Annotated in this window: 17 protein-coding genes; 4 read left to right on the top strand and 13 right to left on the bottom strand. The window is 73.6% G+C overall.

Annotation, left to right across the window (positions count from 1 at the left end; all coding sequences use genetic code 11):
• Positions 1 to 47: 47 nt before the first annotated feature.
• From ACZ6RC_RS09470 to ACZ6RC_RS09450, 5 genes are all read right to left on the bottom strand, one after another.
• The gene (locus tag ACZ6RC_RS09470; protein WP_391139331.1) at positions 48 to 230 is read right to left on the bottom strand and encodes a hypothetical protein; all 183 of its coding nucleotides are present in this window, start codon (positions 228 to 230) and stop codon (positions 48 to 50) included.
• 94 nt (positions 231 to 324) lie between these two features.
• Positions 325 to 648: a hypothetical protein gene (locus tag ACZ6RC_RS09465; RefSeq protein WP_391139332.1), complete on the bottom strand. Its 324-nt coding sequence runs from the start codon at positions 646 to 648 to the stop codon at positions 325 to 327.
• Entirely contained in the window at positions 645 to 1,022 is a 378-nt protein-coding gene (locus tag ACZ6RC_RS09460; protein ID WP_391139333.1) for a WhiB family transcriptional regulator, read from the bottom strand. Before ACZ6RC_RS09460 ends, ACZ6RC_RS09465 begins: the two co-directional genes overlap by 4 nt.
• 174 nt (positions 1,023 to 1,196) lie before the next feature.
• Positions 1,197 to 1,565, bottom strand: coding sequence for a hypothetical protein (locus ACZ6RC_RS09455; RefSeq protein WP_391139334.1), 369 nt, complete (start codon positions 1,563 to 1,565; stop codon positions 1,197 to 1,199).
• Positions 1,566 to 1,736: 171 nt separating this feature from the next.
• Complete coding sequence (locus ACZ6RC_RS09450; RefSeq protein ID WP_469580404.1) at positions 1,737 to 3,938, bottom strand: ATP-dependent DNA helicase UvrD2; 2,202 nt, start codon at positions 3,936 to 3,938, stop codon at positions 1,737 to 1,739.
• 163 nt (positions 3,939 to 4,101) lie between these two features.
• Between ACZ6RC_RS09450 and ACZ6RC_RS09445 the strand changes: the two genes are divergently transcribed.
• Positions 4,102 to 4,344 carry a mycoredoxin gene (locus ACZ6RC_RS09445; protein ID WP_328905725.1) on the top strand — a complete coding sequence of 81 codons (243 nt, stop codon included), beginning with the start codon at positions 4,102 to 4,104 and terminating at the stop codon, positions 4,342 to 4,344.
• 98 nt (positions 4,345 to 4,442) lie between these two features.
• Here ACZ6RC_RS09445 and nudC read toward each other — a convergent pair whose 3' ends face one another.
• The 5 genes from nudC to ACZ6RC_RS09420 all read right to left on the bottom strand — a co-directional run bounded on the left by nudC (position 4,443) and on the right by ACZ6RC_RS09420 (position 14,608).
• Positions 4,443 to 5,387, bottom strand: a complete 945-nt coding sequence (gene nudC / locus ACZ6RC_RS09440; RefSeq protein ID WP_391139675.1) for an NAD(+) diphosphatase — start codon at positions 5,385 to 5,387, stop codon at positions 4,443 to 4,445.
• A 51-nt stretch (positions 5,388 to 5,438) separates the two neighbouring features.
• Positions 5,439 to 6,878 (bottom strand): dipeptidase, encoded by a 1,440-nt coding sequence (locus tag ACZ6RC_RS09435; RefSeq protein ID WP_469580401.1) that lies wholly within the window; start codon positions 6,876 to 6,878, stop codon positions 5,439 to 5,441.
• Between the two features lie 10 nt (positions 6,879 to 6,888).
• Positions 6,889 to 10,497, bottom strand: coding sequence for a UvrD-helicase domain-containing protein (locus ACZ6RC_RS09430; RefSeq protein WP_469580397.1), 3,609 nt, complete (start codon positions 10,495 to 10,497; stop codon positions 6,889 to 6,891).
• 101 nt (positions 10,498 to 10,598) lie between these two features.
• Positions 10,599 to 14,078, bottom strand: a complete 3,480-nt coding sequence (locus tag ACZ6RC_RS09425; RefSeq protein WP_469580395.1) for an ATP-dependent helicase — start codon at positions 14,076 to 14,078, stop codon at positions 10,599 to 10,601.
• A 173-nt stretch (positions 14,079 to 14,251) separates the two neighbouring features.
• The gene (locus ACZ6RC_RS09420; RefSeq protein WP_453613585.1) at positions 14,252 to 14,608 is read right to left on the bottom strand and encodes an MGMT family protein; all 357 of its coding nucleotides are present in this window, start codon (positions 14,606 to 14,608) and stop codon (positions 14,252 to 14,254) included.
• 156 nt (positions 14,609 to 14,764) lie between these two features.
• On the opposite strand from ACZ6RC_RS09420, the gene ACZ6RC_RS09415 reads away from it, so the two are divergent.
• From ACZ6RC_RS09415 to ACZ6RC_RS09405, 3 genes are all read left to right on the top strand, one after another.
• Positions 14,765 to 17,593: a lysylphosphatidylglycerol synthase domain-containing protein gene (locus tag ACZ6RC_RS09415; RefSeq protein WP_469580391.1), complete on the top strand. Its 2,829-nt coding sequence runs from the start codon at positions 14,765 to 14,767 to the stop codon at positions 17,591 to 17,593.
• Between the two features lie 196 nt (positions 17,594 to 17,789).
• Positions 17,790 to 19,364, top strand: coding sequence for an alpha/beta hydrolase (locus ACZ6RC_RS09410; RefSeq protein ID WP_469580388.1), 1,575 nt, complete (start codon positions 17,790 to 17,792; stop codon positions 19,362 to 19,364).
• 83 nt (positions 19,365 to 19,447) lie between these two features.
• Positions 19,448 to 21,016 (top strand): alpha/beta hydrolase, encoded by a 1,569-nt coding sequence (locus ACZ6RC_RS09405; RefSeq protein WP_469580385.1) that lies wholly within the window; start codon positions 19,448 to 19,450, stop codon positions 21,014 to 21,016.
• A 67-nt stretch (positions 21,017 to 21,083) separates the two neighbouring features.
• Here ACZ6RC_RS09405 and moeZ read toward each other — a convergent pair whose 3' ends face one another.
• From moeZ to ACZ6RC_RS09390, 3 genes are all read right to left on the bottom strand, one after another.
• A complete protein-coding gene (gene moeZ, locus ACZ6RC_RS09400) occupies positions 21,084 to 22,262 on the bottom strand; it encodes an adenylyltransferase/sulfurtransferase MoeZ (protein ID WP_391139343.1) in 1,179 nt (392 codons plus the stop codon).
• A 63-nt stretch (positions 22,263 to 22,325) separates the two neighbouring features.
• The gene (locus tag ACZ6RC_RS09395) at positions 22,326 to 23,069 is read right to left on the bottom strand and encodes a spherulation-specific family 4 protein (RefSeq protein ID WP_391139344.1); all 744 of its coding nucleotides are present in this window, start codon (positions 23,067 to 23,069) and stop codon (positions 22,326 to 22,328) included.
• Positions 23,057 to 24,016, bottom strand: coding sequence for an NAD-dependent epimerase/dehydratase family protein (locus ACZ6RC_RS09390; RefSeq protein WP_365714467.1), 960 nt, complete (start codon positions 24,014 to 24,016; stop codon positions 23,057 to 23,059). Before ACZ6RC_RS09390 ends, ACZ6RC_RS09395 begins: the two co-directional genes overlap by 13 nt.
• Between the last annotated feature and the right edge of the window lie 77 nt (positions 24,017 to 24,093).

Below are 24,093 nucleotides of genomic sequence, written 5' to 3'. Positions count from 1 at the left end.
GTCGGAGGGGCGAAGGTCGGAGGGGTGAGAGGAAGGGCGGCGGGCGCTCACCACCAGGTGGAGTCGAGGCGTCCTTCGATGGACCTGATGTTCTCTCGGGCGCAGGTGTCGCAGAGGTAGCGGCGGGTGCCGTCCTCCAGGGACCAGGTCCATGTCACCGGCAGCTCCTCCGCGGTCTTGCCGCAGTGGGCGCACACGACGGGCTCCTCGGGTGTCCGGGCGTCTGTCACGGGGGTGACGATAGTCCCGCGGAGGCGCCGGCGGTACGGCAACGCACCGCGGGGGCCGGTCCGTTCGGACCGGCCCCCGCGGGGTTCTTCCAAGTCAGTTCATGACGGCCATGGCCAGCGCGCGCCGGGCGCGCAGCGAGACGCGCTCGGCGCGCCGCTGCATCCGCCGGGCGGCGACCAGGCGCTGGGCCTGGCGTTCCGCGTCGGCTTCCCGCAGGCGGTCGTGCATATGCGCACGAGCCAGGGCTTCTGGGATGAGTTGCATTTCGCGGGTCCTGTTCTGACGCGAGGCGTTCGCGCCGGTGATGGAAACGTCAGGGGTGGCGGAGCCGGACGGCTCGCTCGTGGAAGAGGTCATCGGGGCCTGCTTCTGGGGATCGTGCGTGAGGGGTCGGTCGATGGTTCCGGTGATGTTCATGCCATGACCGGGTTCTTGCGCGGACGGCCACGCGGCCGCTTGCGGGCGACGACGACACCCTGGACGAAGAGCTCTCCGCCCCACACACCCCACGGCTCACGCCGCTCCTTGGCGCCGGCGAGGCAGGCCTCCATCAGCGGGCAGGTGCGGCACAGCGACTTGGCGTACTCGACGTCGGCCGGGGACTCGGCGAAGAAGACCTCCGGGTCGAACGAACGGCACGGGACGGGTACGCCGAGGTTCTCGATGGCGTCGTCGAGCGCGGTGAGCGCGGTGAGGGGGGTGAGCGCGGTCAAGGTGGAGTCCTCCGTGAGGCCGGGCGGGGGGATCGTTTCGGAAGGCGGTACGGACGGGGCGTGCGCTTCGAGTTGCACGGGGTGTCTTTCCTCGTCTGTTGTTCCGGCCTGTTGGCCGGGGGTTCGGCTGGTACCGGGTCTTGCTTCGTCCCGAGGCCCCTTCGCTCCGTCATCCCCGTTCGGGGACAAACAGAAGGGCCGCGGATCCCGGGTGGGGTTCCGCGGCCCTGAAGGCGCCGGCCTGATCGAAGATCAGGCTGGATCACTCCAGGGTTCGAGCCCACGGAAGGCCCACATCGTGTGGTGGTGCGTCTGCTGCTGGGTTCCGGCACCGGTCGCCGCAAAGCCATAGGCCGTGGCCTTGCCTGCTGCTACTCCTGCTTCCAGTGCCTTGGTCGGTCGCTCATTGCGCTCCATGACGGGAAGAGCCGCCAGGAGGGCCGCGGGCCGCAGGGCCGCGGCACCGGCCAGGCCAGCGCCGGACATACCGGTGCCAGGAAGACCGCTGCCAATGAGGATCGAACCGGAGACGACGAGCGAGCAGGTGGAGACGACCGAGCGATCGGTCATTTTGTCGGTGCTGACGAAGCTGACGTTGGTGCCGTTGATGTTGCTGATCACTGGAATCGCCTCCTCTCGGCGTCTCGGAGGGCTCGGTGTGAGCCGGACCCTCATGTTTATTTGGACAAGTACAGCACGAAGACAGGGCTTCGAAGAAGCCGCTGTTTCCGTGGTTAAGAACCTATGGGGCTTGACGGGGCGTACGCAAACTATTTTTCCGACGAGTTTTCCTCAGGGTCCCTCGTCGACTCCTACAGGCGCCTGACCTGCCTCTTCGCCCGGCTCCTCGCCCGCGCAGAGGGCCAGGACGGCGGCGCCGAACCGGTCCAGCTTACGGGCGCCCACGCCGGAGATCGAGGCCAGCTCGCCATCGCTGGACGGGACGCACTCGGCGATCGCCATCAGCGTCTTGTCGGTGAAGACGCAGTACGCCGGCTGCCCGAGCTCCTTGGCCTGGTCGGAGCGCCATTCACGCAGCCGCTCGAACAGCGCCTCGTCCATGTCCGAGGGGCAGCCCTCGCAGCGCATCAGCTTCATCTCGCCCGCCTCGGTGAGCGTGGCACCGCAGACACGGCACAGCACCGGGCCGCGCCGCTTGCGGCGACCGCCGCCGCTCCCCCGGTCGACCGAGCCGCCACCGCCCGCGCCCGCCGCCCCGAGGGGCCCGGAGCCCGGCCGCAGCCCCTTGAGGAAGCGGCTGGGGCGCCGGGAGGCGCGGCCGCCCGGAGCCCGGGAGAGCGCCCAGGAGAGCGAGAGGTGGAGCCGGGCGCGGGTCACGCCGACGTACAGCAGCCGGCGCTCCTCCTCGACCTGCTCGTCGGTCTTGGCGTACGTGATCGGCATCATGCCTTCGGTGAGGCCGACCAGGAAGACGGCGTCCCACTCCAGGCCCTTGGCCGCGTGCAGCGAGGCGAGGGTGACGCCCTGGACGGTGGGGGCGTGCTGGGCGGCGGCCCGTTCGTCGAGCTCGGCGACCAGGTCGGAGAGGGTCGAGCCGGGCTTGGCGCGGGCGAAGTCCTCGGCGAGCCGGACGAGGGCGGCGAGCGATTCCCAGCGGTCCCGGACGGCGCCCGAGCCGGCGGGCGGCTCGGTGGTCCAGCCCTTGGTGGAGAGCACCGCCCGGACCTGGGAGGGAAGGTCCTCGGCGTCGTCGAGCAGCGAGTCGTTCCCCCCGGCGCGGGCGGCGCCCCGCAGGGCGATGCCGGCCTCGCGCACCTCCTGGCGCTCGAAGAAGCGCTCGGCGCCGCGCAGCTGATAGGGCACGCCGGCGTCGGCGAGGGCCTGCTCATAGACCTCGGACTGGGCGTTGATGCGGTAGAGCACGGCGATCTCGCCGGCCGGGACGCCCGCGGCGATCAGGTCGCGGATGCGGCGGGCGGTGCCCTCCGCCTCGGCGGGCTCGTCGGCGTACTCGCTGTAGGCGGGCTCGGGGCCGGGGTCGCGCTGGGAGATCAGCTCCAGCCGGTGCTCGGCGGCGCGGCCGCGCGCCTGGCTGAGCAGGCCGTTGGCCAGGTGGACGACCTGGGGGGTGGAGCGGTAGTCGCGGACCAGCTTCACGACGGTGGCGTCGGGGTGCCGGGTGCGGAAGTTCAGCAGGTGGTCGGGGGTGGCACCGGTGAAGGAGTAGATCGTCTGGCTGGCGTCGCCGACGACGCAGAGGTTGTCCCGGTCGCCGAGCCACAGGTCGAGCAGGCGCTGCTGCAGCGGGGAGACGTCCTGGTACTCGTCCACCACGAAGTGCTGGTACTGGCGGCGGATCTGGTCGGCGATGTCGTGCCGGTCCTGGAGGATGCCGACGGTGAGCAGCAGCACGTCCTCGAAGTCGATCACCGAGCGGTCGCGCTTGAGCTGTTCGTACATGGCGTAGATCTGGCCGATCTCCGCCGGGTCCCGGGGGGCCTCGCGCACGGACTTCGCGACGGCCGCCGGATAGTCGGCGGGGACGGTCTGGGTGACCTTCGCCCACTCGATCTCGCCCGTGACGTCGCGCAGCTCGTTCCGGTCGAGCCGGACGCGGCAGCGCGCGGCGGCCTCGGCGACCAGCTGGATCTTGCGCTCCAGGAGCCGGGGCAGATCACCACCGACGACTTTCGGCCAGAAGTACTGGAGCTGGCGCAGCGCGGCGGAGTGGAAGGTGCGCGCCTGGACGCCGCCCGCGCCGAGCTCGCGCAGCCGGCCGCGCATCTCGCCGGCGGCCCGGTTGGTGAACGTGACGGCCAGCACACTGCCGGGCTGGAGTATGCCCGCCCGCACGCCGTAGGCGATGCGGTGGGTGATGGCCCGCGTCTTGCCCGTGCCGGCTCCCGCCAGCACGCACACCGGGCCGTGCAGGGCCAGGGCGACCTCGCGCTGCTCGGGGTCGAGCCCGTCGAGCACCGCGTCGGCCGAGTCCGGGACCCGCGGGAAGAGAGTGGAGTGCGTTGCTGCTGTCACCCCGCCATGCTGCCAGGTTCGGCGGGGTGCGTGCGGCGCGTCGTCCACAGGCCCGGGGCGCCGGTCATATGAATCGGTCGCGGCCCGGGGCGCCGGGAATGGTCGGGCGAGCGCGTACGTTCTCCCCCTCGGCACCCATCCGCGAACAGAGGAGCGCCAGGTCATGCAGGGCACTGTGACGATGTACAGCACCACGTGGTGCGGCTACTGCCGTCGGCTGAAGGGCCAGATGGACCGCGAGGGCATCGCGTACACGGAGATCAACATCGAGCAGGACCCCGAGTCGGCCGCGTTCGTGGAGAAGGCCAACGGAGGCAACCAGACCGTACCGACCGTGCTCTTCCCGGACGGCTCGACGCTGACGAACCCGTCGCTCGCCCAGGTCAAGCAGAAGGTCGGCGTCTGAGCGGACGTCGCGCGCGTACGAAGGAGCCCCCGTCCGGCGCTGCCGGGCGGGGGCTCTTTTCGGCCATCGGGGCCGTCTGACGGCGGCGCCCCACGGGTTCAGGCCGGGTCGCCCGGCTTCGGCAGGGGCTTGCCGTACCAGAGCTCGATCAGGCGGGAGGCGATCGAGATGCCGTACGGGGGCAAGACCTCGCCCGACGCGAAGGCCGCCGTCAGGTCGTCGCGTGAGAACCAGCGGGCCTCGTGGATCTCCTCGCCGTCGACGGTGATCTCGGAGGACGTGGCGCGCGCGAAGAAGCCGAGCATCAGGCTGGAGGGGAAGGGCCAGGGCTGGCTGGCGACGTACTCGACCTCGCCGACCGTGACGCCCGCCTCCTCGAAGACCTCGCGGGCCACCGACTGCTCGATCGACTCGCCGGGCTCGACGAAGCCCGCCAGCGTCGAGAAGCGGCCCTCGGGCCAGTGGACCTGCCGGCCCAGCAGCGCGCGGTCGTGCTCGTCCGTGACCAGCATGATCACCGCGGGGTCGGTGCGCGGGTAGTGCTCGGCGCCGCAGGCCTGGCAGCGGCGGATGTGCCCGGCGGCGGCGATGACCGTGCGCTCGCCGCAGCGGGAGCAGAAGCGGTGGAGGCGCTGCCAGTTCTCCAGGGCGACGGCGTGCACCATGAGTCCCGCGTCGCGGGGCGAGAGCAGCAGACCGGCCTCGCGCAGTCCGGCCGGGCGGGCGGACTGGTCCATGCGGCCAGGCAGGGAGTCCTTCTGCAGGGCGAAGTAGGAGACGCCGTCGGCGTCCGTGCCCAGGAAATAGCGGTGGGTCTCGGTGACCGGGGCCTCGAAGGCCGGGGTCATCACCAGCTCGGTGCGGCCGTCGGGGGTGTCGTCGATCAGCACCTGGCCGCCGGAGACGACGAAGACGCGGGTCTTCGGGTGGCTCCAGGCCGCGGCCAGCCAAGCCTCGTCGAGACGGTGGTGCGCCGCGCGGTCGATGCCGCTGGGGGCGGTGAGCCCGATCGGTCGGGCCGCGGTATCGGTCTCGTGGTTCATGCTGCTCACAGGTGCTTCCAACTCCCCCGGTTCGGTGTGTGGGTTCGGCGTTCAGCGCTGCGGGGCGGCTGCCGGGAGGGCAGCGGGCAGGTCGGCCCACAGATGAGCGGTGGCCTCGACGCCCTTGAGGAGGAGGTCGAGCTCGACCTTCTCGTCGGGGGCGTGCCACCCGTCGGACGGTACGGAGATGCCGAGGAACAGCACCGGCGCGTCCAGGACGTCCCTCAGGTCGGCGGCGGGGCCCGAACCTCCCTCGCGGGTGTAGCGGATCGGGGCGCCGTCGAAGGCCAGGCTCATGGCGCGGGCGACCGATTGCAGGGCCGGGTGGTCCAGCGGGGTCAGGCACGGCCGGGTCGGGGCGCCGAAGACGATCTCGTACCGGATCCCGGCGGGGACCCGGGCGGCGAGCCAGTCGCGTACGGCGCGTTCGATCGTGGCCGGATCCTGGCCGGAGACGAGCCGGAAGGAGAGCTTCAGCTGGGCGGAGGCGGGGACGATCGTCTTGCCGCCCGGGCCTTGGTAGCCACCGCCGATGCCGTTGACCTCGGCGGTCGGGCGGGCCCAGACCCGCTCCAGGGTGGAGAATCCGGCCTCGCCGAGGGTGCCGTGCGACTTGGCCGTGCGCAGCCAGGCGGCCTCGTCGAAGGGGAGTTCGGCGATCAGGGCGCGCTCGGCGTCGGAGAGTTCGGTGACGCCGTCGTAGAAGCCGGGGATGGCGACCCGCTCGTCCTCGTCGTGGAGGGCGGCGACGAGCCGGCCGGCGACGGTCGCCGGGTTGGGCACGGCTCCGCCGAAGGCGCCGGAGTGGATGTCCTGGTCGGGGCCGTACAGCTCGATCTCGCAGTCCGCGACCCCGCGCATGCCGGTGCAGACGGTCGGGGTGTCCTCGGACCACATCCCGGTGTCGGAGACGATCACGATGTCGGCGGCGAGCCGGTCGGCGTGGGCCTCGACCAGATCGCGGAAGTGCGGGGAGCCGGACTCCTCCTCGCCCTCGACGATGAGCTTGAGGTTGACGGCGGGGGCGGTACGGCCGGTCGCGGCGAGGTGGGCGCGGACGCCGAGGGTGTGGAAGAAGACCTGGCCCTTGTCGTCGGCGGCGCCGCGGGCGTACAGCCGGCCGTCGGCGATGTGCGGCTCGAACGGGTCGGTCCGCCAGCCGTCCTCGCGGGCGGCGGGCTGGACGTCGTGGTGGCCGTAGACGAGCACGGTGGGGGCGTCGGGCTCCCCGGAGGGCCAGGAGGCGAAGACGGCGGGGGCGCCGTCGGTCTCCCAGACCTCGGCCGTGGTGAACCCGGTCTCCGTGAGCTTGGCGGCGAGCCAGTCGGCGCTGCGCCGGACGTCCCCGGCGTGGGCCGGCTGCGCCGACACGGAGGGGATGCGCAGCCACTCGGCGAGGTCGTCGAGGAAGGCGGCACGGTGCCGGCCGATGTACGTGCGTACGGCCTGGGTACGTGCGGTCTGGACGGCGCTGTCCGGGGTGTCGCTCATGCTCCTGAGCCTATCCGGCGTCCGGGTCCGCTCCGCCCGGCGGTCCGTACACCTGTCCGGGCCGCCGGCCGCCGCCGTGTCCTCGCGGGGCCGGGTCCCGCCGCTCCTCCCGCGCTCCGCCCAGGAGGATGTCCTCCAGCTCCGCGCGGCCGGGGAGGCGGGCGGGGCGCACGACGTCTCCCGTGCGGACGTAGACGAACGCGGCGGCGACCTCGTCGACGGGGAGGCCGTGCTGCTCGGCCCAGGCCAGGCGGTAGATCGCGAGCTGGAGGGGGTCGGCGGTGCGCAGGTGGCTGGTCTTCCAGTCGACGATCTCGTACGCGCCGGATTCCGGGTCGCGGTAGACGGCGTCGATCCGGCCGCGCACCACCCTCCCGGCGAGCGAGAGGTGGACGGGGACCTCGACGCGGTACGGGGTGCGATGGGCGTACGGGGTGAGGGCGAAGGCGTCCTTGAGGGTGTCGAGGTCGCGCTCGTCGGCGATCTCCGGTTCGCCGGCGAAGTCCTCGCCGCCGGGGAGTTCGTCCGGGCCGAGCATGGGGAGCGGCAGCTCCTCGAACCGCGACTCCACCCAGGCGTGGAACCGGGTGCCGCGGCGGGCGGCGGGCTGCGGGGGGCGGGGCATGGGGCGGGCCAGGTCCTGGGCGAAGCCGTCGGGGTCGGCGGCGAGGCGGAGGACCTGGGAGGCGGAGAGGTAGGCGGGCAGCAGGACGTCGCGGGTCGTGGCGCGGGCCCGGCGCAACTCGGTGGTGAGGGTGGTGAGGTCGCGGTCCCAGGAGGCGAGGGTGCGCTGTTCCTCGGGGGTGAGGGTGGGCGGGGGCGCGGGGGTGCGGGGGGCGGGCCGGGGCTCGGCCGGGGTGTCGTCCCTCGAGGTGCGGGGGGCGGGGATCTCGTCGGACGGCGGGCGGGCCGCCACCGGCGGTTCGGCGGCGGCCGGGGGTGCCGGCGCGGCCGGGGGCGGCTCCTCGTCCCCGAAGGGTTCCTCGTAGGGATGCTCGTACGGGTGCTCGTAGGGGTCCTCGTGCCACCGCGGCTCGTCCGCGTCGTCCCACAGGGGTTCCTCGGCGGACCACAGGGGTTCCTCCGCGGACGGTTCCGCCGCCCGGGGCGCGAGCGCCTGGGCCGGCAGCGCGTCCGGGGCCCAGAGCAGGGCCATCACCCGCTCCGCCGCCCGGCGGCGGCGGGCCAGGGAGTCCGGGTCGAGCGGGAGGGGCCAGGCGTGGTCCTTGGCGGACTGCGCGAGGGAGGGGTTCTCGGTGTCCGCCTCCGGTTCGTCGGCCCAGGCCTCGATCTCGCCGTACCCGGCCGCGCAGTGCTCGTACAGGTCGTGGAGGAAGGCGGAGGGGCCGCGGGGCTTCTTCTGCGCCGGGCCCCACCAGTGGGCGGAGCCGAGGAGGAGGGAGCGCGGGCGGGTGAACGTCACATAGCCGAGGCGCAGCTCCTCGGTGTGCTGGTGCTCCCGCATCCGTTCCTTGAAGCCCTTCAGGGCGGCCGCGTCCCAGCCGTCGACGTCCGGCAGGGTGGCGGCGTCGCCGCGCAGGGCGTGCGGCAGCACCTGGGGCTGCGAGGTCCACGACTCGCGGGCCCGGGCGCTGGGGAACTGGGAGGCGACCAGGCCGGGCACCGCCACCACGTCCCACTCCAGGCCCTTGGACTTGTGGGCGGTGAGGACCTTGACCGTGTTCTCGCCGCCCGGCAGGGCGTTGTCCAGGCCCTTTTCGTACTGCGCGGCCGTGCGCAGGAAGCCGAGGAAGGCCAGCAGCGTCGCCTCGCCGTCCACGGAGGCGAAGCCGGCCGCGATGTCCAGGAAGTTCGAGAGGGTCTCGCGGCGGCGGGCGGCCAGGGCGTGCGGGGAGGCGGAGAGCTCGACCTCCAGGCCGGTGGTGGCGAGGACCCGGTGCAGGACGTCCATCAGGGGGTCGGCGAGCGAGGAGCGCAGGCTGCGCAGCTCGGCGGCGAGGCGGGCGAAGCGGACCCGGGCCTCGGCGGAGAACGGCAGGCCGTCGTCCTCGCCGCCGGAGTCGAGGAAGGTGTCGAGCGCGTCGGCGAGCGAGACGACCTCGGCGGGGTCGACGCCCTCGACGGCGGCGGCGAGGCGCGCGTCGGCGTCGCCGTCGCCCCGTTCGCGGTGCACGAGGAGCCGGGCGCGGCGGCCGAGGAGGGCCAGGTCGCGGGGGCCGATGCGCCAGCGGGGGCCGGTGAGGAGGCGGACCAGGGAGGCGTTGGCGCCCGGGTCCTGGAGGACCTCGCACACGGCGACCAGGTCGGCGATCTCGGGGAGGTGGAGGAGCCCGGAGAGGCCGACGACCTCGACGGGGACGTCCCGGGCGACGAGGGCCGCCTGGATGGCGGGGAAGTCGGTGGCCGTACGGCACAGGACGGCGATGTCGCCCGGTTCCCTGCCGGTGCGGACGAGGTGGGCGAGGGAGTCGGCGAGCCAGTCGATCTCCTCGGCGTGGGTGGGCAGCAGCGCGACGCGGACCGTGCCGTCGCGCTCCGCGCCGGGGGCGGGCCGCAGCGCCTCCACGCCCGCGTGCATGGCGCGGAGGGGGGCGGCGAGACCGTTGGCGAGGTCGAGGAGCCGGCCGCCGCTGCGCCGGTTCTCGGAGAGGGCGTAGCGGGTGGCGGGGGCTCCGTCCTCGTACGGGAAGTGCTCGGGGAAGTCGTCGAGGTTGGCGACGGACGCTCCGCGCCAGCCGTAGATCGCCTGGCAGGGGTCGCCGACGGCGGTGACGGCGTGGCCGGTGCCGCCGCCGAAGAGGCCGGAGAGCAGCAGCCGCTGGGCGACGGAGGTGTCCTGGTACTCGTCCAGGAGCACCACCCGGAATTCGTTCCGGAGGATCGCGCCGACCTCGGGGCGGGTGGTGGCGAGTTCGGCGGAGAGGGCGATCTGGTCGCCGAAGTCGAGGAGGTCCCGGGAGCGCTTGGCGGCGCGGTAACGGACGACGAGGTCGAGCAGTTCGCGGCGGGCGGCGGCGGTCTCGGGCACCTTGCGCAGGTCGGCGTTGGAGAGCTTGGCGCGGGAGAGGGCGTCGAGGAGCCCGGCGTCGTACGCGTCCAGCCGCCGGGGGCTCACGAGGTGTTCGGCCAGCTCGGCGTCGAGGGCGAGGAGGTCGCCGACCAGGGTGGGGAACGACTTGGTCAGGGCGGGGTACGGGCCGGGGGCCTCGCGGAGCACGCGGGCGGCGAGCTGGTAGCGAGTGGCGTCGGCGAGGAGGCGGGAGGTGGGCTCCAGGCCGATCCGGAGCCCGTGGTCGGTGAGCAGTTGGCCCGCGAAGGCGTGGTACGTGGAGATGCGGGGCTCGCCCGGGGGGTTGTCCGGGTCGATGGCCTCGGGGTCCGTCACGCCGGCCCGGACGAGGGCGGTGCGGACGCGTTCGGCGAGTTCGCCGGCGGCCTTGTTGGTGAAGGTCAGGCCGAGGACCTGCTCGGGCGCGACCTGGCCCGTGCCGACCAGCCAGACCACCCGGGCGGCCATCACCGTCGTCTTGCCGGAACCGGCTCCGGCCACGATGACCTGCGGGGCGGGCGGCGCGATGATGCAGGCCGTCTGCTCCGGGGTGAACGGGATGCCGAGGAGCTCCTTGAGCTGCTCGGGGTCGGTGATGCGTGCGGTCACTCCAAAGAGGCTAACGGGGACCGCTGACATTCCCGTCCACGGCCGCCCCTGGCCACCGGTGACCTGTCGCTCCGGGGCCGGGCGGGGCGCCGGGCGCGCGGTCACTCGACGATGTGGCGGCCTTCCGGCTGGGCGCTGCACGAGGCGCGGAACGCGCAGTGGGTGCAGTGCTGGCCGGTGGCGGGGGTGAAGCGCTCGTCGAGGACCCGGCCCGCCGCGGTGGCGAGCAGGTCGCCGACCCACTCCCCCGCCAGGGGCTCCTGCGCCTGGACCTTCGGCAGCGCCTCCCCGCCCTCCTTCTTGGGGGCGGGCTGGCGCAGCTGGACGAGTTCGGCGCCGCCGGGGTCGGGCCGGCGGCCGTCGAAGACCTCGTCGAGGGCCCCCTCGCGCACCGCGAGCTGGTAGACGGCGAGCTGGGGGTGGTGGGACACCTCGTCGCGGGTGGGGGCGGACTTGCCGGTCTTGAAGTCGACGACGTAGGCGCGGCCGTGTTCGTCGGCCTCGACCCGGTCCATGGAGCCGCGGATCCGGACCTCGTAGGCGCCGGCTTCGAGGGTGACGTCGAAGTCGTGCTCGGTGGCGGCCGGGGTGCGGCCGCCGCGGTCCAGGACGTGCCAGCGGAGGAACCTTTCCAGCGCCACGCGCGCGTGCTCCTTCTCCTGGGCGGACTTCCAGGGGGCGTCGAAGGAGAGCCCGTCCCAGACGGAGTCCAGGCGGGCCATCAGGACGTCCAGGTCGGCCGGGGTGCGGCCGGAGGCGACCTCGTCGGCGAGGACGTGGACGACGTTGCCGAAGCCCTGGGCGGCGGTGGCGGGGGCGTCGGCCTTCACCTCGCGGCCCAGGAACCACTGGAGGGCGCAGGTGTTGGCGAGCTGGTCGAGCGCCGATCCGGAGAGGGCGACGGGACGGTCGCGGTCGCGGAGCGGAACGGTGCTGTGGGTCGGCTCGAACAGGCCCCACCAGCGGTCCGGGTGCGCGGCCGGGACGAGCGGCTGGTCCTCTTCATCGGTGAGGGCGGCGAGCCGGGCCAGCCGTCGGGCCGCCGCGTCGCGCAGCGCGGGCGAGGCGGCGGGGTCGACGGTGGTGGCGCGGAGTTCGGCGACGAGCGCGGCGACGGCGAGGGGGCGGCGGGGGCGGCCGGGGACGTCCTTGGGCTCGGCGCCGAGCTCGGTGAGGAAGCGGGAGGGCTGGTCGCCGTCCTCGGCGGGGGCCTTCACCGCGGTGACGACGAGGCGGTCGCGGGCGCGGGTGGCGGCGACGTAGAAGAGGCGGCGTTCCTCGGCGAGGAGGGCGCCGGGGGTGAGGGGTTCGGCGAGGCCGTCGCGGCCGATCCGGTCGGCTTCGAGGACGGAGCCCCGGCGGCGCAGGTCGGGCCAGAGGCCCTCCTGGACGCCGGGGACGACGACGAGGCTCCACTCCAGGCCCTTGGAGCGGTGGGCGGTCATCAGCCGGACGGCGTCGGGGCGGGCCTGGCGCCGGGAGAGGGTGTCCGCGGCGATGTCCTGGGCGTCGAGCTCTTCGAGGAAGTTGAGGGCGCCCCGGCCACCGACCCGGTCCTCGGCGCGGGCGGCGGTCTCGAACAGGGCGCAGACGGCGTCGAGGTCCCGGTCGGCGTTGCGCCCGGCGGCGCCGCCGCGCAGCGCCGCCCGTTCCAGGCGGCCGGGCCAGGGGGTGCCGTTCCACAGGAGCCAGAGGGCGTCCTCGGCGGTCCCGCCGGCGGCGAGGCGGTCGCGGGCCTGCCGGAGCAGTTCGCCGAGCCGCTTGGCGCCCCGGGCGTACGACTGGTCGTGCGCGACGAGCCGCTCGGGCTCGACGAGGGCGCGCGTGAGCAGGACGTCGGACGGCGGCGGCACCCTGTTCCCCCCGGCCCGCTCCTCGTCCCGCAGCGCCCGCCCGAGCCGCCGGAGATCGGCGGGATCCATCCCGGCGAGCGGCGAGGCGAGCAGCGCGAGCGCCGTCTCGGTGTCGAGCCGGTTCACGGAGGCGGGGGCGGCGGCCGCCTGGTCGTCGGAGGTGTCCGGGGCATCAGGGGTGTCCGGCGCGTCGGGGGTGTCCGGGGCGGCGGCCGCCTGGGCGTCAGGGGTGTCCGGGGCGGCGGGGGTGTCCGGTTCCCCCGGCTCCGGCGGGGCGTCGGCGACAGGGCTCGGGGCCGAGTCCTCCCCGTCCGAGGGGGTTCCCGTCGCCGCGGCGCGCAGGGCGAGGAGGAGAGGGGCGACCGCGGGTTCGTGGCGCAGGGGGGTGTCGGCCGTGTCCGTCTCCACGGGGACGCCCGCCGAGGTCAGGGCGCGGCGCAGGACCGGGATCGGGGTGCTCGCGCGGACGAGGACGGCCATGGCGTGCCAGGGCACGCCGTCCTCCAGGTGGGCGCGGCGCAGCAGGTCGGCGATGTTGTCGAGTTCGGTGGAGGAGGTCGGGTACGTGTACGTCTCCACCTGCCCCCCGCTCCGTACCGCCCCGAGGGCCCGGTGCGCGCGCACCTTGTCGGCGGGCAGCCGTGGCAGTGGCATGCGCTGGGTGAGGAGGCGCGTCGCGGCCAGCAGGCGCTCGCCCGAGCGGCGGGAGGTCGTCAGGACGCGTACGTCCGCCGGGCGGCCGTCCGGCCCGCGGAAGGTGTCCGGGAAGTCCAGGATGCCGTTGACGTCGGCGCCCCGGAAGGCGTAGATCGACTGGTCGGGGTCGCCGAAGGCGACCACCGTGCGCCCGCCCGTCGCCCGGCCGCCACGCGTGGTGGAGGCGCCCCGGGCGGCCCCTGTCGCTCCCCCGGCCAGCGCGGTCAGCAGCCGCACCTGTGCCGGATCGGTGTCCTGGTACTCGTCCACGAAGACGGCGTCGTACTCGGGCAGCGTCACCCGCTCGGACAGCAGGACCGCCCGGTGCACCAGCTCCGTGTAGTCGAGGACCCCCTGGAGGTCGAGGACGTCCAGGTACTCCGCGAGGAACCCCGCCGCCGCCTTCCAGTCCGGGCGGCCGACCCGCTGGGCGAACTCCGCCAGCGCGCCCGGTGACAGGCCCAGCTCCCGGGAGCGCGCCAGTACGGCCCGGACCTCGTCGGCGAACCCGCGGGTCGTCAGGCAGGCCCGCAGCTCGTCGGGCCAGCGCACCCGGTCGAGGCCCGCCTTCTCCAGGTCGAGCTGGCCCGCGAGCAGCTCCCGTACGGCCAGGTCCTGCTCGGGTCCCGAGAGCAGCCGCAGCGGCTCCGCGAAGAGGTCGGCGTCCTGGTGGGCCCGGATCAGGGCGTAGCAGTACGAGTGGAAGGTCGTCGCCTGCGGCGGCCGGGCGCCCCCGAGCCGGGCCGCCATCCGGTCGCGCAGTTCCACGGCGGCCTTGCGGCTGAAGGTGAGGACGAGGATCCGTTCCGGGTCCGCGCCCTTCTCGATCCGGGCCGCGACCGCCTCCACCAGCGTCGTCGTCTTTCCGGTGCCGGGCCCGGCCAGGACGAGCAGCGGTCCGCCGGCGTGGTCAACCACTTCCCGCTGCGCTGCGTCCAGCAGAGGGGGGTCCACCGGGGCCGGCGCGGTACGCACCAGCCGGTACGCGCCGGGGGCCCGCCGCGTACGTCGGGTGGTGGAGGAGGTACTCACGTGGATCGCCGGTCCTGGTGGATGGTGTGCTGGTGCTGAAGGCAAGCCCGTACGGGCACCCGTACGGGACGAACGACGACGTTACGGGAAACGGACGGCGTCCGAGTCCCCGTCCGAGCCGTCATCCGTACGGTGCCGTCGCGCGCCGGGTGCTCCCGTCATGGCCGAAGCTGTCACGTGTGAGTTCCGCCATCCCACCGCGCCCGCCGCATGTCGAGCTTGGGCAGATGCCCCTCGGCGGCCCGCCCCGCCTCGCGCAGCGGAGTCCCCTCCGCGCGGTAGTGGCCGAGGGCGCGCAGCTCGTGGCCGGGCAGCAGCGTGCCGTCGGCGCGCACCACGCGCCACCACGGCCCCGCGCCGCCGTACAGGGCCATCACACGGCCGACTTGGCGCGGGCCGCCCTCGTCGAGCCATTCGGCCACGTCGCCGTAGGTCATCACCCGGCCCGGCGGGATCAGCTCGGCGACGTCCAGCACCCGTTCCGCGTACGCGGGAAGTTCCGCAGGTTCCTCGGCGCTCATCCGCCCCATCCTGCCTCACCCCACCGACAACACCCTGATGCCTCCGTCGGGCCCCGCTTCATGCCACCATCGTGCGGGCGGTGACGGGTGATACGAGACCAGGCGCGACAAGAACACCGAGACGAGCACGCGGCGCGAGCGGCACAGACAGAGACGGACATGGTGATGGGGCACGACGCTCAGCCTCCGGAGGAGGAGGCTCACCCCGGCGTGCCCGGCGCACCCCCTCGCCAGGCCGCACCCGCGAACGGGGACGAGACGGCCCCCCGGCCGGAGGCCGGACCCGAGGCCGGACCCGAGGCCGACCCGGAGCGGGGCCCGGAGCCGAGGCCCGCCCTCGCTCCGAAGGCCACCCGCGCCCCCGACCCCGACGCCGACCCCGAGACCGACCCCGAGCCGGAGCCCAGTGAGCGGCTCTCCGGGGACGAGCCGCTGCTCGCCGCCCGGGTGCACCGGCCCTCCGACCTCATGCGGCTCCTCGTCGGCGTCCTCGCGATCGCCCTCGTCATCGCCATCGCCGCCTTCGCCCACGGCACCACCTCCGGCCTCGAACAGGACATCAACAAGGGCGCGGGCGGCGCCCCCGACCTCTTCGTCAAGATCGCCGGACTGGTCTCCAGCATCGCCGTCCTGCTCGTGCCGGTCGCCTTCGCCATCGAGCGGCTGATCAAACGCGACGGACTGCGGATCGCGGACGGCGTCCTCGCCGCCGTCCTCGCCCACGGCGTCACCCTCGCCACCGACCTCTGGGTCGCCAAGGCCGCGCCCGGCACCATCCAGGACGCGCTGACCCAGCCGCAGTCCGGCGGCGGTCTCACGGACCCGGTGCACAACTACCTCGCGCCGGTCATCGCGTACATGACCGCCGTCGGCATGGCCCGCAGGCCCCGCTGGCGGGTGGTGCTGTGGATGGTGCTGCTGCTCGACGCCTTCACGATGCTGGTGGCGGGGTACACCACCGCGTTCTCGATCATCCTCACCGTCCTCATCGGCTGGACCGTGGCGTACGGAACGCTGTACGCCGTGGGCTCCCCCAATGTCCGCCCCACCGGCCAGACACTCCTCGCCGGTCTGCGGAGGGTCGGCTTCCGGCCGGTCTCCGCGATGCGCGCGGAAGGGGTCCCGGACGCGGCGGACAGCGGCGACCGGGGCCGCCGCTACCTCGTGACGATGGAGTCAGGGCCACCGCTCGACGTCACCGTCGTCGACCGGGAGCAGCAGGCGCACGGCTTCTTCTACCGCGCGTGGCGGCGGCTGACCCTGCGCGCCATCACCACCCGGCGCTCGATCGTGTCGCTGCGCCAGGCGCTGGAGCAGGAGGCCCTCCTGGCGTACGCGGCGATCGCCGCCGGCGCCAACGCGCCGAAGCTGATCGCCACCTCCGAGCTGGGTCCGGACGCCGTCATGCTCGTGTACGAGCACCTGGGCGGCCGGACCCTGGACTCGCTGGACGACGAGGAGATCACCGACGACCTGGTGCGCAGCGCCTGGCGTCAGGTGCGCGCCCTCCAGTCGCGCCGGATCGCGCATCGGCGGCTCGCCGGGGACGCGATTCTGGTGGATCGTTCCGGCAACGTCATCCTGACCGATCTGCGGGGCGGTGAGATCGCCGCGGGCGACCTGGTCCTGCGAATGGACATCGCGCAGCTCCTCACCACCCTCGGGCTGCGGGTCGGCGCCGAGCGGGCGGTCGCCGCGGCCGTGGAGGTCCTCGGCCCCGACGCCATCGCCGGCTGTCTCCCCCTCCTCCAGCCGATCGCGCTGAGCCGCTCCACGCGCGCGACGCTGAGGAGAATGGCCAGGGAGCGTTCGAAGCGGGAGCGCGAGGCCGTCCTCGAAGCGTCGGAGGCGACGAAGCGGGCCCGGGCGGAGGCCGCCGACGGCGCCGGGGACGCGAAGGGCGACCGCAAGTCGGACCGGCGGATCGAGAAGGCGGAGAAGCAGGCCGAGAAGCGCGCGCTGGACGAGGCGCTCGACGAGGCCCGCGACGAGGACCTGCTGGCGCAGATCCGTCAGCAGGTGCTGCTGATCCGGCCCCAGGCGCCGGTGGAACCGGTCCGTCTGGAACGGATCAAGCCGCGCACCTTGGTGAGCCTGATCGCCGGCGCGGTCGCCGCGTACTTCCTGCTGTCGCAGATCGCCCGGACCCCGCTCTCCACCATCAGCCAGGCGGACTGGCGCTGGGTGGCGGCGGCGGTGCTGTTCTCGGCGCTGAGCTATGTGGCGGCGGCGATGAGCCTGCTCGGCTTCGTCCCCGAGCGGGTGGGGTTCTGGCGGACGGTCGTGGCGCAGGTCGCCGGCTCGTTCGTGAAGATCGTCGCCCCGGCGGCCGTCGGCGGAGTGGCGCTGAACACCCGGTTCCTCCAGCGCTCGGGGGTGCGGCCGGGGCTCGCGGTGGCGAGCGTCGGCGCGTCGCAGCTGTTCGGGCTCGGCGCGCACATCCTGCTGCTGCTCGCCTTCGGCTATCTGACGGGTACGGAGAAGTCGCCGTCCTTCAGCCCGTCGAGGACGGTCATCGCCGGGCTGCTGACGGTGGCGGTCCTGGTCCTCGTCGTCACCGCGATCCCCTTCATGCGGAAGTTCGTCTCGACGCGGCTGCGGTCGCTGTTCGCGGGCGTGGTGCCGCGCATGCTGGACGTGCTGCAGCGCCCGATGAAGCTGCTCACCGGCATCGGCGGCATGCTGCTGCTGACCGGCCTCTTCGTGCTCTGCCTCGACGCGTCGATCCGCGCGTTCGGGCACGACAGCGAGGGGCTCAGCTACGCGAGCGTGGCGGTCGTCTTCCTCGCCGGCAACGCGCTCGGCTCGGCGGCGCCGACACCGGGCGGCGTCGGCGCCGTCGAGGGCGCGCTGACCTTCGGCCTGGTGGCGGTCGGCCTCCCCTTCGAGGTCGCCACCCCGGCGGTCCTGCTCTACCGGCTCCTGACGCTGTGGCTGCCGGTCCTGCCCGGCTGGCTGTGCTTCAACTGGCTGACGAAGCGGGGGGCGCTCTAGGTCGTGCCAGCGGGGCGGCCGGCGGGGGCTGCCGGCGGGGAGTGCCGGGGGACGTGGCCTCCCGCCCCGCCCAAGGGCCGCCCGCCCAAGGGCCGCCCCACCCTCGCCCGCCCCGCCCAAGGGCCACCCCGCCCCCGGCCACCCGCGTGGCCCACGCGCCCGCGCGGGGTCGGCGGGGGCGGCACAGGATGGCTGTATGCCGATCTCCGCCGCGCAGCGCGCCGCCCTGTTCGCCCTGTCAGCCGTGCTGCTCGCCGCCGGATGCTCGGACGACGGGGGCACGGCGTCCGAGCCGGCGAAGCCGACCGTCTCCGCCGCGCTGGACCAGCTCGCCGCGCAGGAGCTGGAGTGGTCCCCCTGCCCGGCGCCCTCCGCCGCCCAGGGCGGCGGACCCTCCCCCTCGCCGCTGCCCGGCGGCGCCACCTGGGAGTGCACCTTCATGCAGGCGCCCCGCGACTACGCCGACCCCGGCGGCGAGACCGTCGAACTGGCCCTGATCCGTGCACGGGCCTCCGACCGGAACAATCGGATCGGCTCCATGGTGTTCAACTTCGGCGGCCCCGGCGGCTCCGGCGTGACCGGCCTGCCGTCCTTCGCGGCGGACTACGAGAAGCTCCGCACCCGCTACGACCTGGTCTCCTTCGACCCCCGCGGCGTCGGCCGCAGCGAGGGCGTCGAGTGCGAGAGCGACCAGGCCCTCGACGCGTACTACGCCCTCGACTTCACCCCGGACGACACGGCCGAGGAGCGGACCCTGTCCGACGCGCAGAAGAAGTACGCGGCCGGCTGCGAGGACAACTCCGGCCCCATGCTCCCCCACGTCGGGACGGAGAACGCGGCCCGCGACCTCGACCTGATGCGCCAGGTCCTCGGCGACGACAAGCTGCACTACTTCGGCATCTCCTACGGCACGGAGCTGGGCGGCGTGTACGCCCACCTGTTCCCGAAGAACGTCGGCCGCGCCCTGTTCGACGCGGTCGTCGACCCGTCCGCCGGCACCGAGGAGGGCGCCCTCGGCCAGGCCCAGGGCTTCCAGCTCGCCCTCGACAACTTCGCCAAGGACTGCGTCTCCCGCGGCGACGAGTGCGCCCTGCCCGGCTCGAACGTCGCCGAGATCCAGTCCTTCATCACCGGCCTCCTCGCCGAACTCGAGAAGAAGCCCATCGCGGGCATCGGCGACCGCAAGCTGACCCAGACCCAGGCCACCAACGGCATCGCGCAGGCCCTGTACTCCCGGGAGTTCTGGCAGTACCTGGAGCAGGGCCTGGAGGCCGCCGAGGGCGGCGACGGCGGGCTGCTCCTTGCGCTCTCCGACTCCATGAACGGCCGCGACGAGAACGGCCACTACAGCAACATCCAGGCGGCGAACGCGGCCATCAACTGCCGGGACTTCAAGGAGCGGTACACCCTCGGGCAGGCCAAGGAGCGACTCCCCGAGTTCCGCAAGGCCTCCCCCGTCTTCGGCGACTACATGGGCTGGGCCCTGTCGAGCTGCTCGCAGTGGCCGGTGCCCGGCGGCTGGGAGCACCCGGACGTCTCAGCGCCCGGCGCCGCCCCGATCCTGGTCCTCGGCACGACCGGCGACCCGGCGACGCCGTACGCGGGGGCCCGGGCGATGGTGGAAGCGCTGGGCAAGGGCGTCGGCGTGGAGGTGACGTACCGGGGCGAGGGCCACGGCGCCTACAACAGCGGCAACAAGTGCGTGCAGAACACGGTCAACGCGTACTTCCTCGACGGCAAGGTCCCGGCCGCCGGAACGGTCTGCAAGTAGCCCGGCCGGGCCAGGGCGCCCCGGGCGCTTCTCCGGGGCGCCGCCTAGGATGGCGTTTTTCCGTCCGGGTCACGGGGGTCCGCTTGTCCACACCACGTCCGTCGATACGGGTACGGGTGACCGCGCTGGCCGTCACCGGGCTGCTGGCCGCCGGCTGCACGAGCGGCGGGAGCGCCTCCGACGCTCCCCGCGCGACGGCCTCCGCCCCGGCCGACGGCAAGCCGTCCGCCGCCCCGGCCCGCCCCGCCCCCGGGCTTCCCGCCGCCCTCACCGGGCAGCGGCCGCGGTGGCAGCCCTGCGCGGCGCCGGAGGGCGGCGAGCGGCCCGGGGACGAGTGGCGCTGTGCGACCGTCACGGTCCCCCTCGACCATGCCCGCCCCACCGGGGAGACCATCCCCGTCGCGCTGATCCGCAAGGAGGCCCGCGACAAGAAGGCGCGCATCGGCTCGCTGCTGTTCAACTTCGGCGGCCCGGGCGCCTCGGGCGTCGACGTCCTCCCCCGCGCGGCCGCCGAGTACGGCAGCCTCAACCGCCGCTACGACCTGGTGGCCTTCGACCCCCGGGGCGTCCAGCGGAGCGCGGGCGTCGTCTGCCGGGACGACGCGGAGCAGGCGGCCGCCGAGGCGGCGGTCGACCTCAGCCCGGACACGGCCGCCGAGGAGCAGGCGTTCGTCGAGGACGCCACCGCCTTCGGGGCCGGCTGCGCCCGCCGCTCCGGCAAGGTCATCCCGTACACGACGACCGCGAACACGGCCCGCGATCTGGACCTGATCCGCCATGTCCTGGGCGACGCCGACCTGCACTACTTCGGCATCTCCTACGGCACGCAGCTCGGCGCCGCCTACGCCCACCTCTTCCCCGCGAACGTCGGCCGGACCGTCCTCGACGCGGTCGTCGACCCCACCGCCGACGGCACGGGCCACGCGCGGAACCAGACGGTCGGCTTCCAGCGGGCCCTGGACAACTATCTGAAGAGCGCCGGGCAGGACCCGAAGGCCGGGACGGCGCGGATCGCGGCGCTCCTCCAGCGGCTCGACCGGCAGCCGCTGGCGGCCGGCGAGCGGAAGCTGACCCAGAGCCTGGCGACCCTCGGCATCGCGACCACGCTGTACTCGCAGAGCAACTGGCCCATGCTGACCTCGGCCCTCAAGGCGGCGGAGAACGGCTCCGGCGCCGAACTCCTCCGGCTCGCCGACTTCTACAACGATCGCGACGCGTCGGGGCACTACTCGACCCAGTCGCACTCCCAGCGGGCGATCTCCTGCGCCGACTCCAGCGAGCGGTCCACTCCGGCGCGGGCCCGCGGCCTGCTGCCGGAGTTCCGTCGGCTTTCGCCGGTCTTCGGCGAGTTCCTGGCCTGGGACACGGCCGGCTGGTGCGCGAACTGGCCCGTGAAGGGCGAACGGGCCGTCCAGGACGTGAGCGCGCCGGGCGCCGGTCCGGTCCTCGTCGTCGGCACCACCGGCGACCCGGCGACCCCGTACGAGGGCGCGGAGCGGATGGCGAAGGCGCTGGGCGAGGGGGTCGGCGTCCTCGTCACCAACACGGGCGAGGGCCACGGCGCGTACGGCTCGGGGGCCTGCGCGACGCGGACGATCGACGCGTACCTGCTGGACGGCGAGGTCCCCCCGTACGGCAAGCGCTGCTCCTGACGGCATGCGGAAGGGCCCGGACCTGATGTCAGGTCCGGGCCCTTCCGCATGCCGTGTGGCCGTGTGGCTAGTAGACCGGCTTCTCGGGCTCGATCTGGTGCACCCAGCCGATGACTCCGCCGCCGACGTGGACCGCGTCCGCGAAGCCCGCGGACTTGAGCACGGCGAGGACTTCCGCACTGCGGACGCCCGTCTTGCAGTGCAGGACGATCCGCTTGTCCTGGGGGAGGTCCTGGAGGGCGCTGCCCATCAGGAACTCGTTCTTCGGGATCAGGCGGGCGCCGGGGATCGAGACGATCTCGTACTCGTTGATCTCCCGGACGTCGATGATGTCGATGTTCTCGCCCTCGTCGATCCACTCCTTGAGCTGCTTGGGAGTGATCGTCGAGCCCAGCGCCGCCTCCTGGGCCTCCTCGGACACGACGCCGCAGAAGGCTTCGTAGTCGATGAGCTCGGTGACGGTCGGGTTCTCGCCGCAGACGGCGCAGTCGGGGTCCTTGCGGACCTTGACCTGGCGGTACTGCATCTCCAGGGCGTCGTAGATCATCAGCCGACCGACGAGCGGGTCGCCGACGCCGGCAAGGACCTTGATCGCCTCGGTGACCTGGATGGAGCCGATGGACGCGCAGAGCACGCCCAGGACACCGCCCTCGGCGCAGGAGGGGACCATGCCCGGCGGCGGGGGCTCCGGGTAGAGGCAGCGGTAGCAGGGGCCGTGCTCGGACCAGAAGACGGAGGCCTGGCCGTCGAAGCGGTAGATCGAGCCCCAGACGTACGGCTTGTTCAGCAGCACGCACGCGTCGTTGACCAGGTAGCGGGTGGCGAAGTTGTCCGTGCCGTCGACGATCAGGTCGTACTGGCTGAAGATGTCCATCACGTTCTCGGCCTCGAGCCGCTCTTCGTGGAGGATCACGTTCACGTACGGGTTGATGCCGAGGACGGAGTCCTTCGCGGACGCCGCCTTGGAGCGGCCGATGTCCGCCTGGCTGTGGATGATCTGACGCTGCAGGTTCGACTCGTCGACCTCGTCGAACTCCACGATGCCGAGCGTGCCCACGCCCGCCGCGGCCAGGTACATCAGGGCCGGCGAACCCAGGCCGCCGGCGCCGACACACAGCACCTTGGCGTTCTTCAGCCGCTTCTGCCCGTCCATCCCGACATCGGGGATGATCAGGTGGCGGGAGTACCTGCGGACCTCGTCTACGGTGAGCTCGGCAGCCGGCTCGACCAGGGGTGGCAGCGACACGGGGGCTCCGTTGGTCGGTATGTCAGTACGGTTGTTCTCCCCGTAACACTGCCACGCCCCTTCTCATTCCGAGACACCCGGTCCAATGCGCGAGACGATTTCGTCCCAGTAGCCGGGCAGGGCCTGGAACGGGTCGGTTTGCCCGCTCTGTTCCCCGCGGTCGGTGAAGAAGATCGTCCCGGCGCCCTGCCAGCGCGCGATCCGCATCGCCTCGTCGAGGTGACTGCGGGGCACCCCGTGGACGAGGTGCACGAACTTCTCCGGCGGGTACTCGGCGGTCCACTCGGCCACCTGCGACCAGCGGTAGTCCGTCCACGGTCCGGTGAAGGTGACCAGCTGGTCGGCGGTCTCGGCGTAGCCGGGGTACGGGTGGGTGCCGTGGCCGAGGACGAGGTGGGCCTCGCCGTCGAGAACCGCCTCCAGGGTGGCGCAGACCCGCCGGACCTCGGGCAGGTCCGCCCGGTCGGCCGGGCAGCGGTCCAGATAGAAGCCGTCGACCTTGTACCAGTCCAGGAACCGGTGGGCGTCCGACACGATCTCGCCGAAGACGCGGGAGCCGTGGCACAGGTCCAGGTGTCCGAGGACCCGGACGCCGGCGTTGCGGAGCTTGCCCGCCGCCTCCAGACAGTGCGGGTCGGGGCGGGCTCCGGGGCCCTCGGCGACGTTGAGGACGGCCCAGTGGAGGGGGGTGCCGGGGCGGGTCAGCTCGGCCCACTCGACCGGTGCGAGCAGCGGGTGGGCGTAGCCGGGGACGCCGAAGCCCATCTCCTGGACGGCGCCGGTGGTGCTCGTCGTCAGATGCGGCATGCCGCCTCCATCCAGATGTCGGCGAGGGACTCCTCGAGGTTGATGCGGGGCCGCCAGCCGAGCCGGTCCCGGGCGGTGCGGACGTCGGCCTGCTGCCAGCTGCCGCAGCCGTCGGGGTACGGATAGGGGGCGGCGGCCAGCTGCTCCGCGATGGTCTCGGTGCGCGGGGCGCCGATGACGGGCCGCTGGGGCGGGCCGTCCAGCTCGTGGAGGGTCCCGGCGTATCCGGCGACCCGGGCGAGGACGGCGGCGGCGTCGCGGAGTTTGACCGCGCGTCCGGTGCCGATGTTCACGACGCCCTGGGCCGCGGAGAGCGAGGCCGCGTGGACCGCGCGGGCCACGTCCCGTACGTCGACGAAGTCGCGCTGCACGCCGAGGCCGCTGAGCTTGAGCTCGCCGTCGCCGGCCTGCATGGCGCGGCGCATGGCCTCGGCGAGGCGGCCGAGCGGGGAGCCCGCGGGCGTGCCCGGTCCGACCGGGGAGAACACCCGCAGGACGACCGCGTCCAGTCCGGAGCCGAGGACGAGTTCGGTGGCGGCGAGCTTGGAGACGCCGTACGGCCCTCCGGGGCGGGGCACGGCGTCCTCGGCGGTGGAGGAACCGGGCTGGGAGGGCCCGTACTCCGAGGCGCAGCCGACCTGGACCAGGCGGGCGCCGCAGCCGCTGCGGCGCAGGGCCTCGCAGACGGTGGCGACGGCGACGGTGTTGTGCCGGGTCAGGTCGCGGGCGCCGCCGCGGGTGGCGCCGGCGCAGTTGACGACGACGCCCGGGTGGACGGCGTCGAGGAAGCGGGTCAGCGCGCCGGGGCTGCCGCCGGCGAGGTCGAACCGTACGTCGGCGTCGTCGCCGCGCCCGAGGGCGGTGAGGTGGACGGCCGGGTCGGCGAGCAGCCGGTCGGCGACGAAGCGTCCGATGAATCCGTTGGCTCCGAGCAGCAGCACCCTCATCGTGCGGCCCCTTCTCGCCGACCGGCCGTTGCTGGGTATAGGGAGGTCATGTCTCTTTCGTCTCCTTGAAGTGGGTC

The sequence above is a fragment of the Streptomyces sp. NPDC048353 genome (assembly GCF_055587165.1).
The sequence above is the reverse complement of the archived record's forward strand: the minus strand, read 5'-3'. Positions and strand labels throughout refer to the sequence as shown.

Coding starts and splice junctions, on each gene's coding strand:
- ACZ6RC_RS09435 (WP_469580401.1), bottom strand. CDS start 6,878: ATGAGCGACACCCCGGACAGCGCCGTCCAGACCGCACGTACCCAGGCC.
- ACZ6RC_RS09415 (WP_469580391.1), top strand. CDS start 14,765: ATGGGGCACGACGCTCAGCCTCCGGAGGAGGAGGCTCACCCCGGCGTG.
- ACZ6RC_RS09390 (WP_365714467.1), bottom strand. CDS start 24,016: ATGAGGGTGCTGCTGCTCGGAGCCAACGGATTCATCGGACGCTTCGTC.
- ACZ6RC_RS09465 (WP_391139332.1), bottom strand. CDS start 648: ATGAACATCACCGGAACCATCGACCGACCCCTCACGCACGATCCCCAG.
- nudC (WP_391139675.1), bottom strand. CDS start 5,387: ATGAACCACGAGACCGATACCGCGGCCCGACCGATCGGGCTCACCGCC.
- ACZ6RC_RS09410 (WP_469580388.1), top strand. CDS start 17,790: ATGCCGATCTCCGCCGCGCAGCGCGCCGCCCTGTTCGCCCTGTCAGCC.
- ACZ6RC_RS09445 (WP_328905725.1), top strand. CDS start 4,102: ATGCAGGGCACTGTGACGATGTACAGCACCACGTGGTGCGGCTACTGC.
- ACZ6RC_RS09395 (WP_391139344.1), bottom strand. CDS start 23,069: ATGCCGCATCTGACGACGAGCACCACCGGCGCCGTCCAGGAGATGGGC.
- ACZ6RC_RS09420 (WP_453613585.1), bottom strand. CDS start 14,608: ATGGGGCGGATGAGCGCCGAGGAACCTGCGGAACTTCCCGCGTACGCG.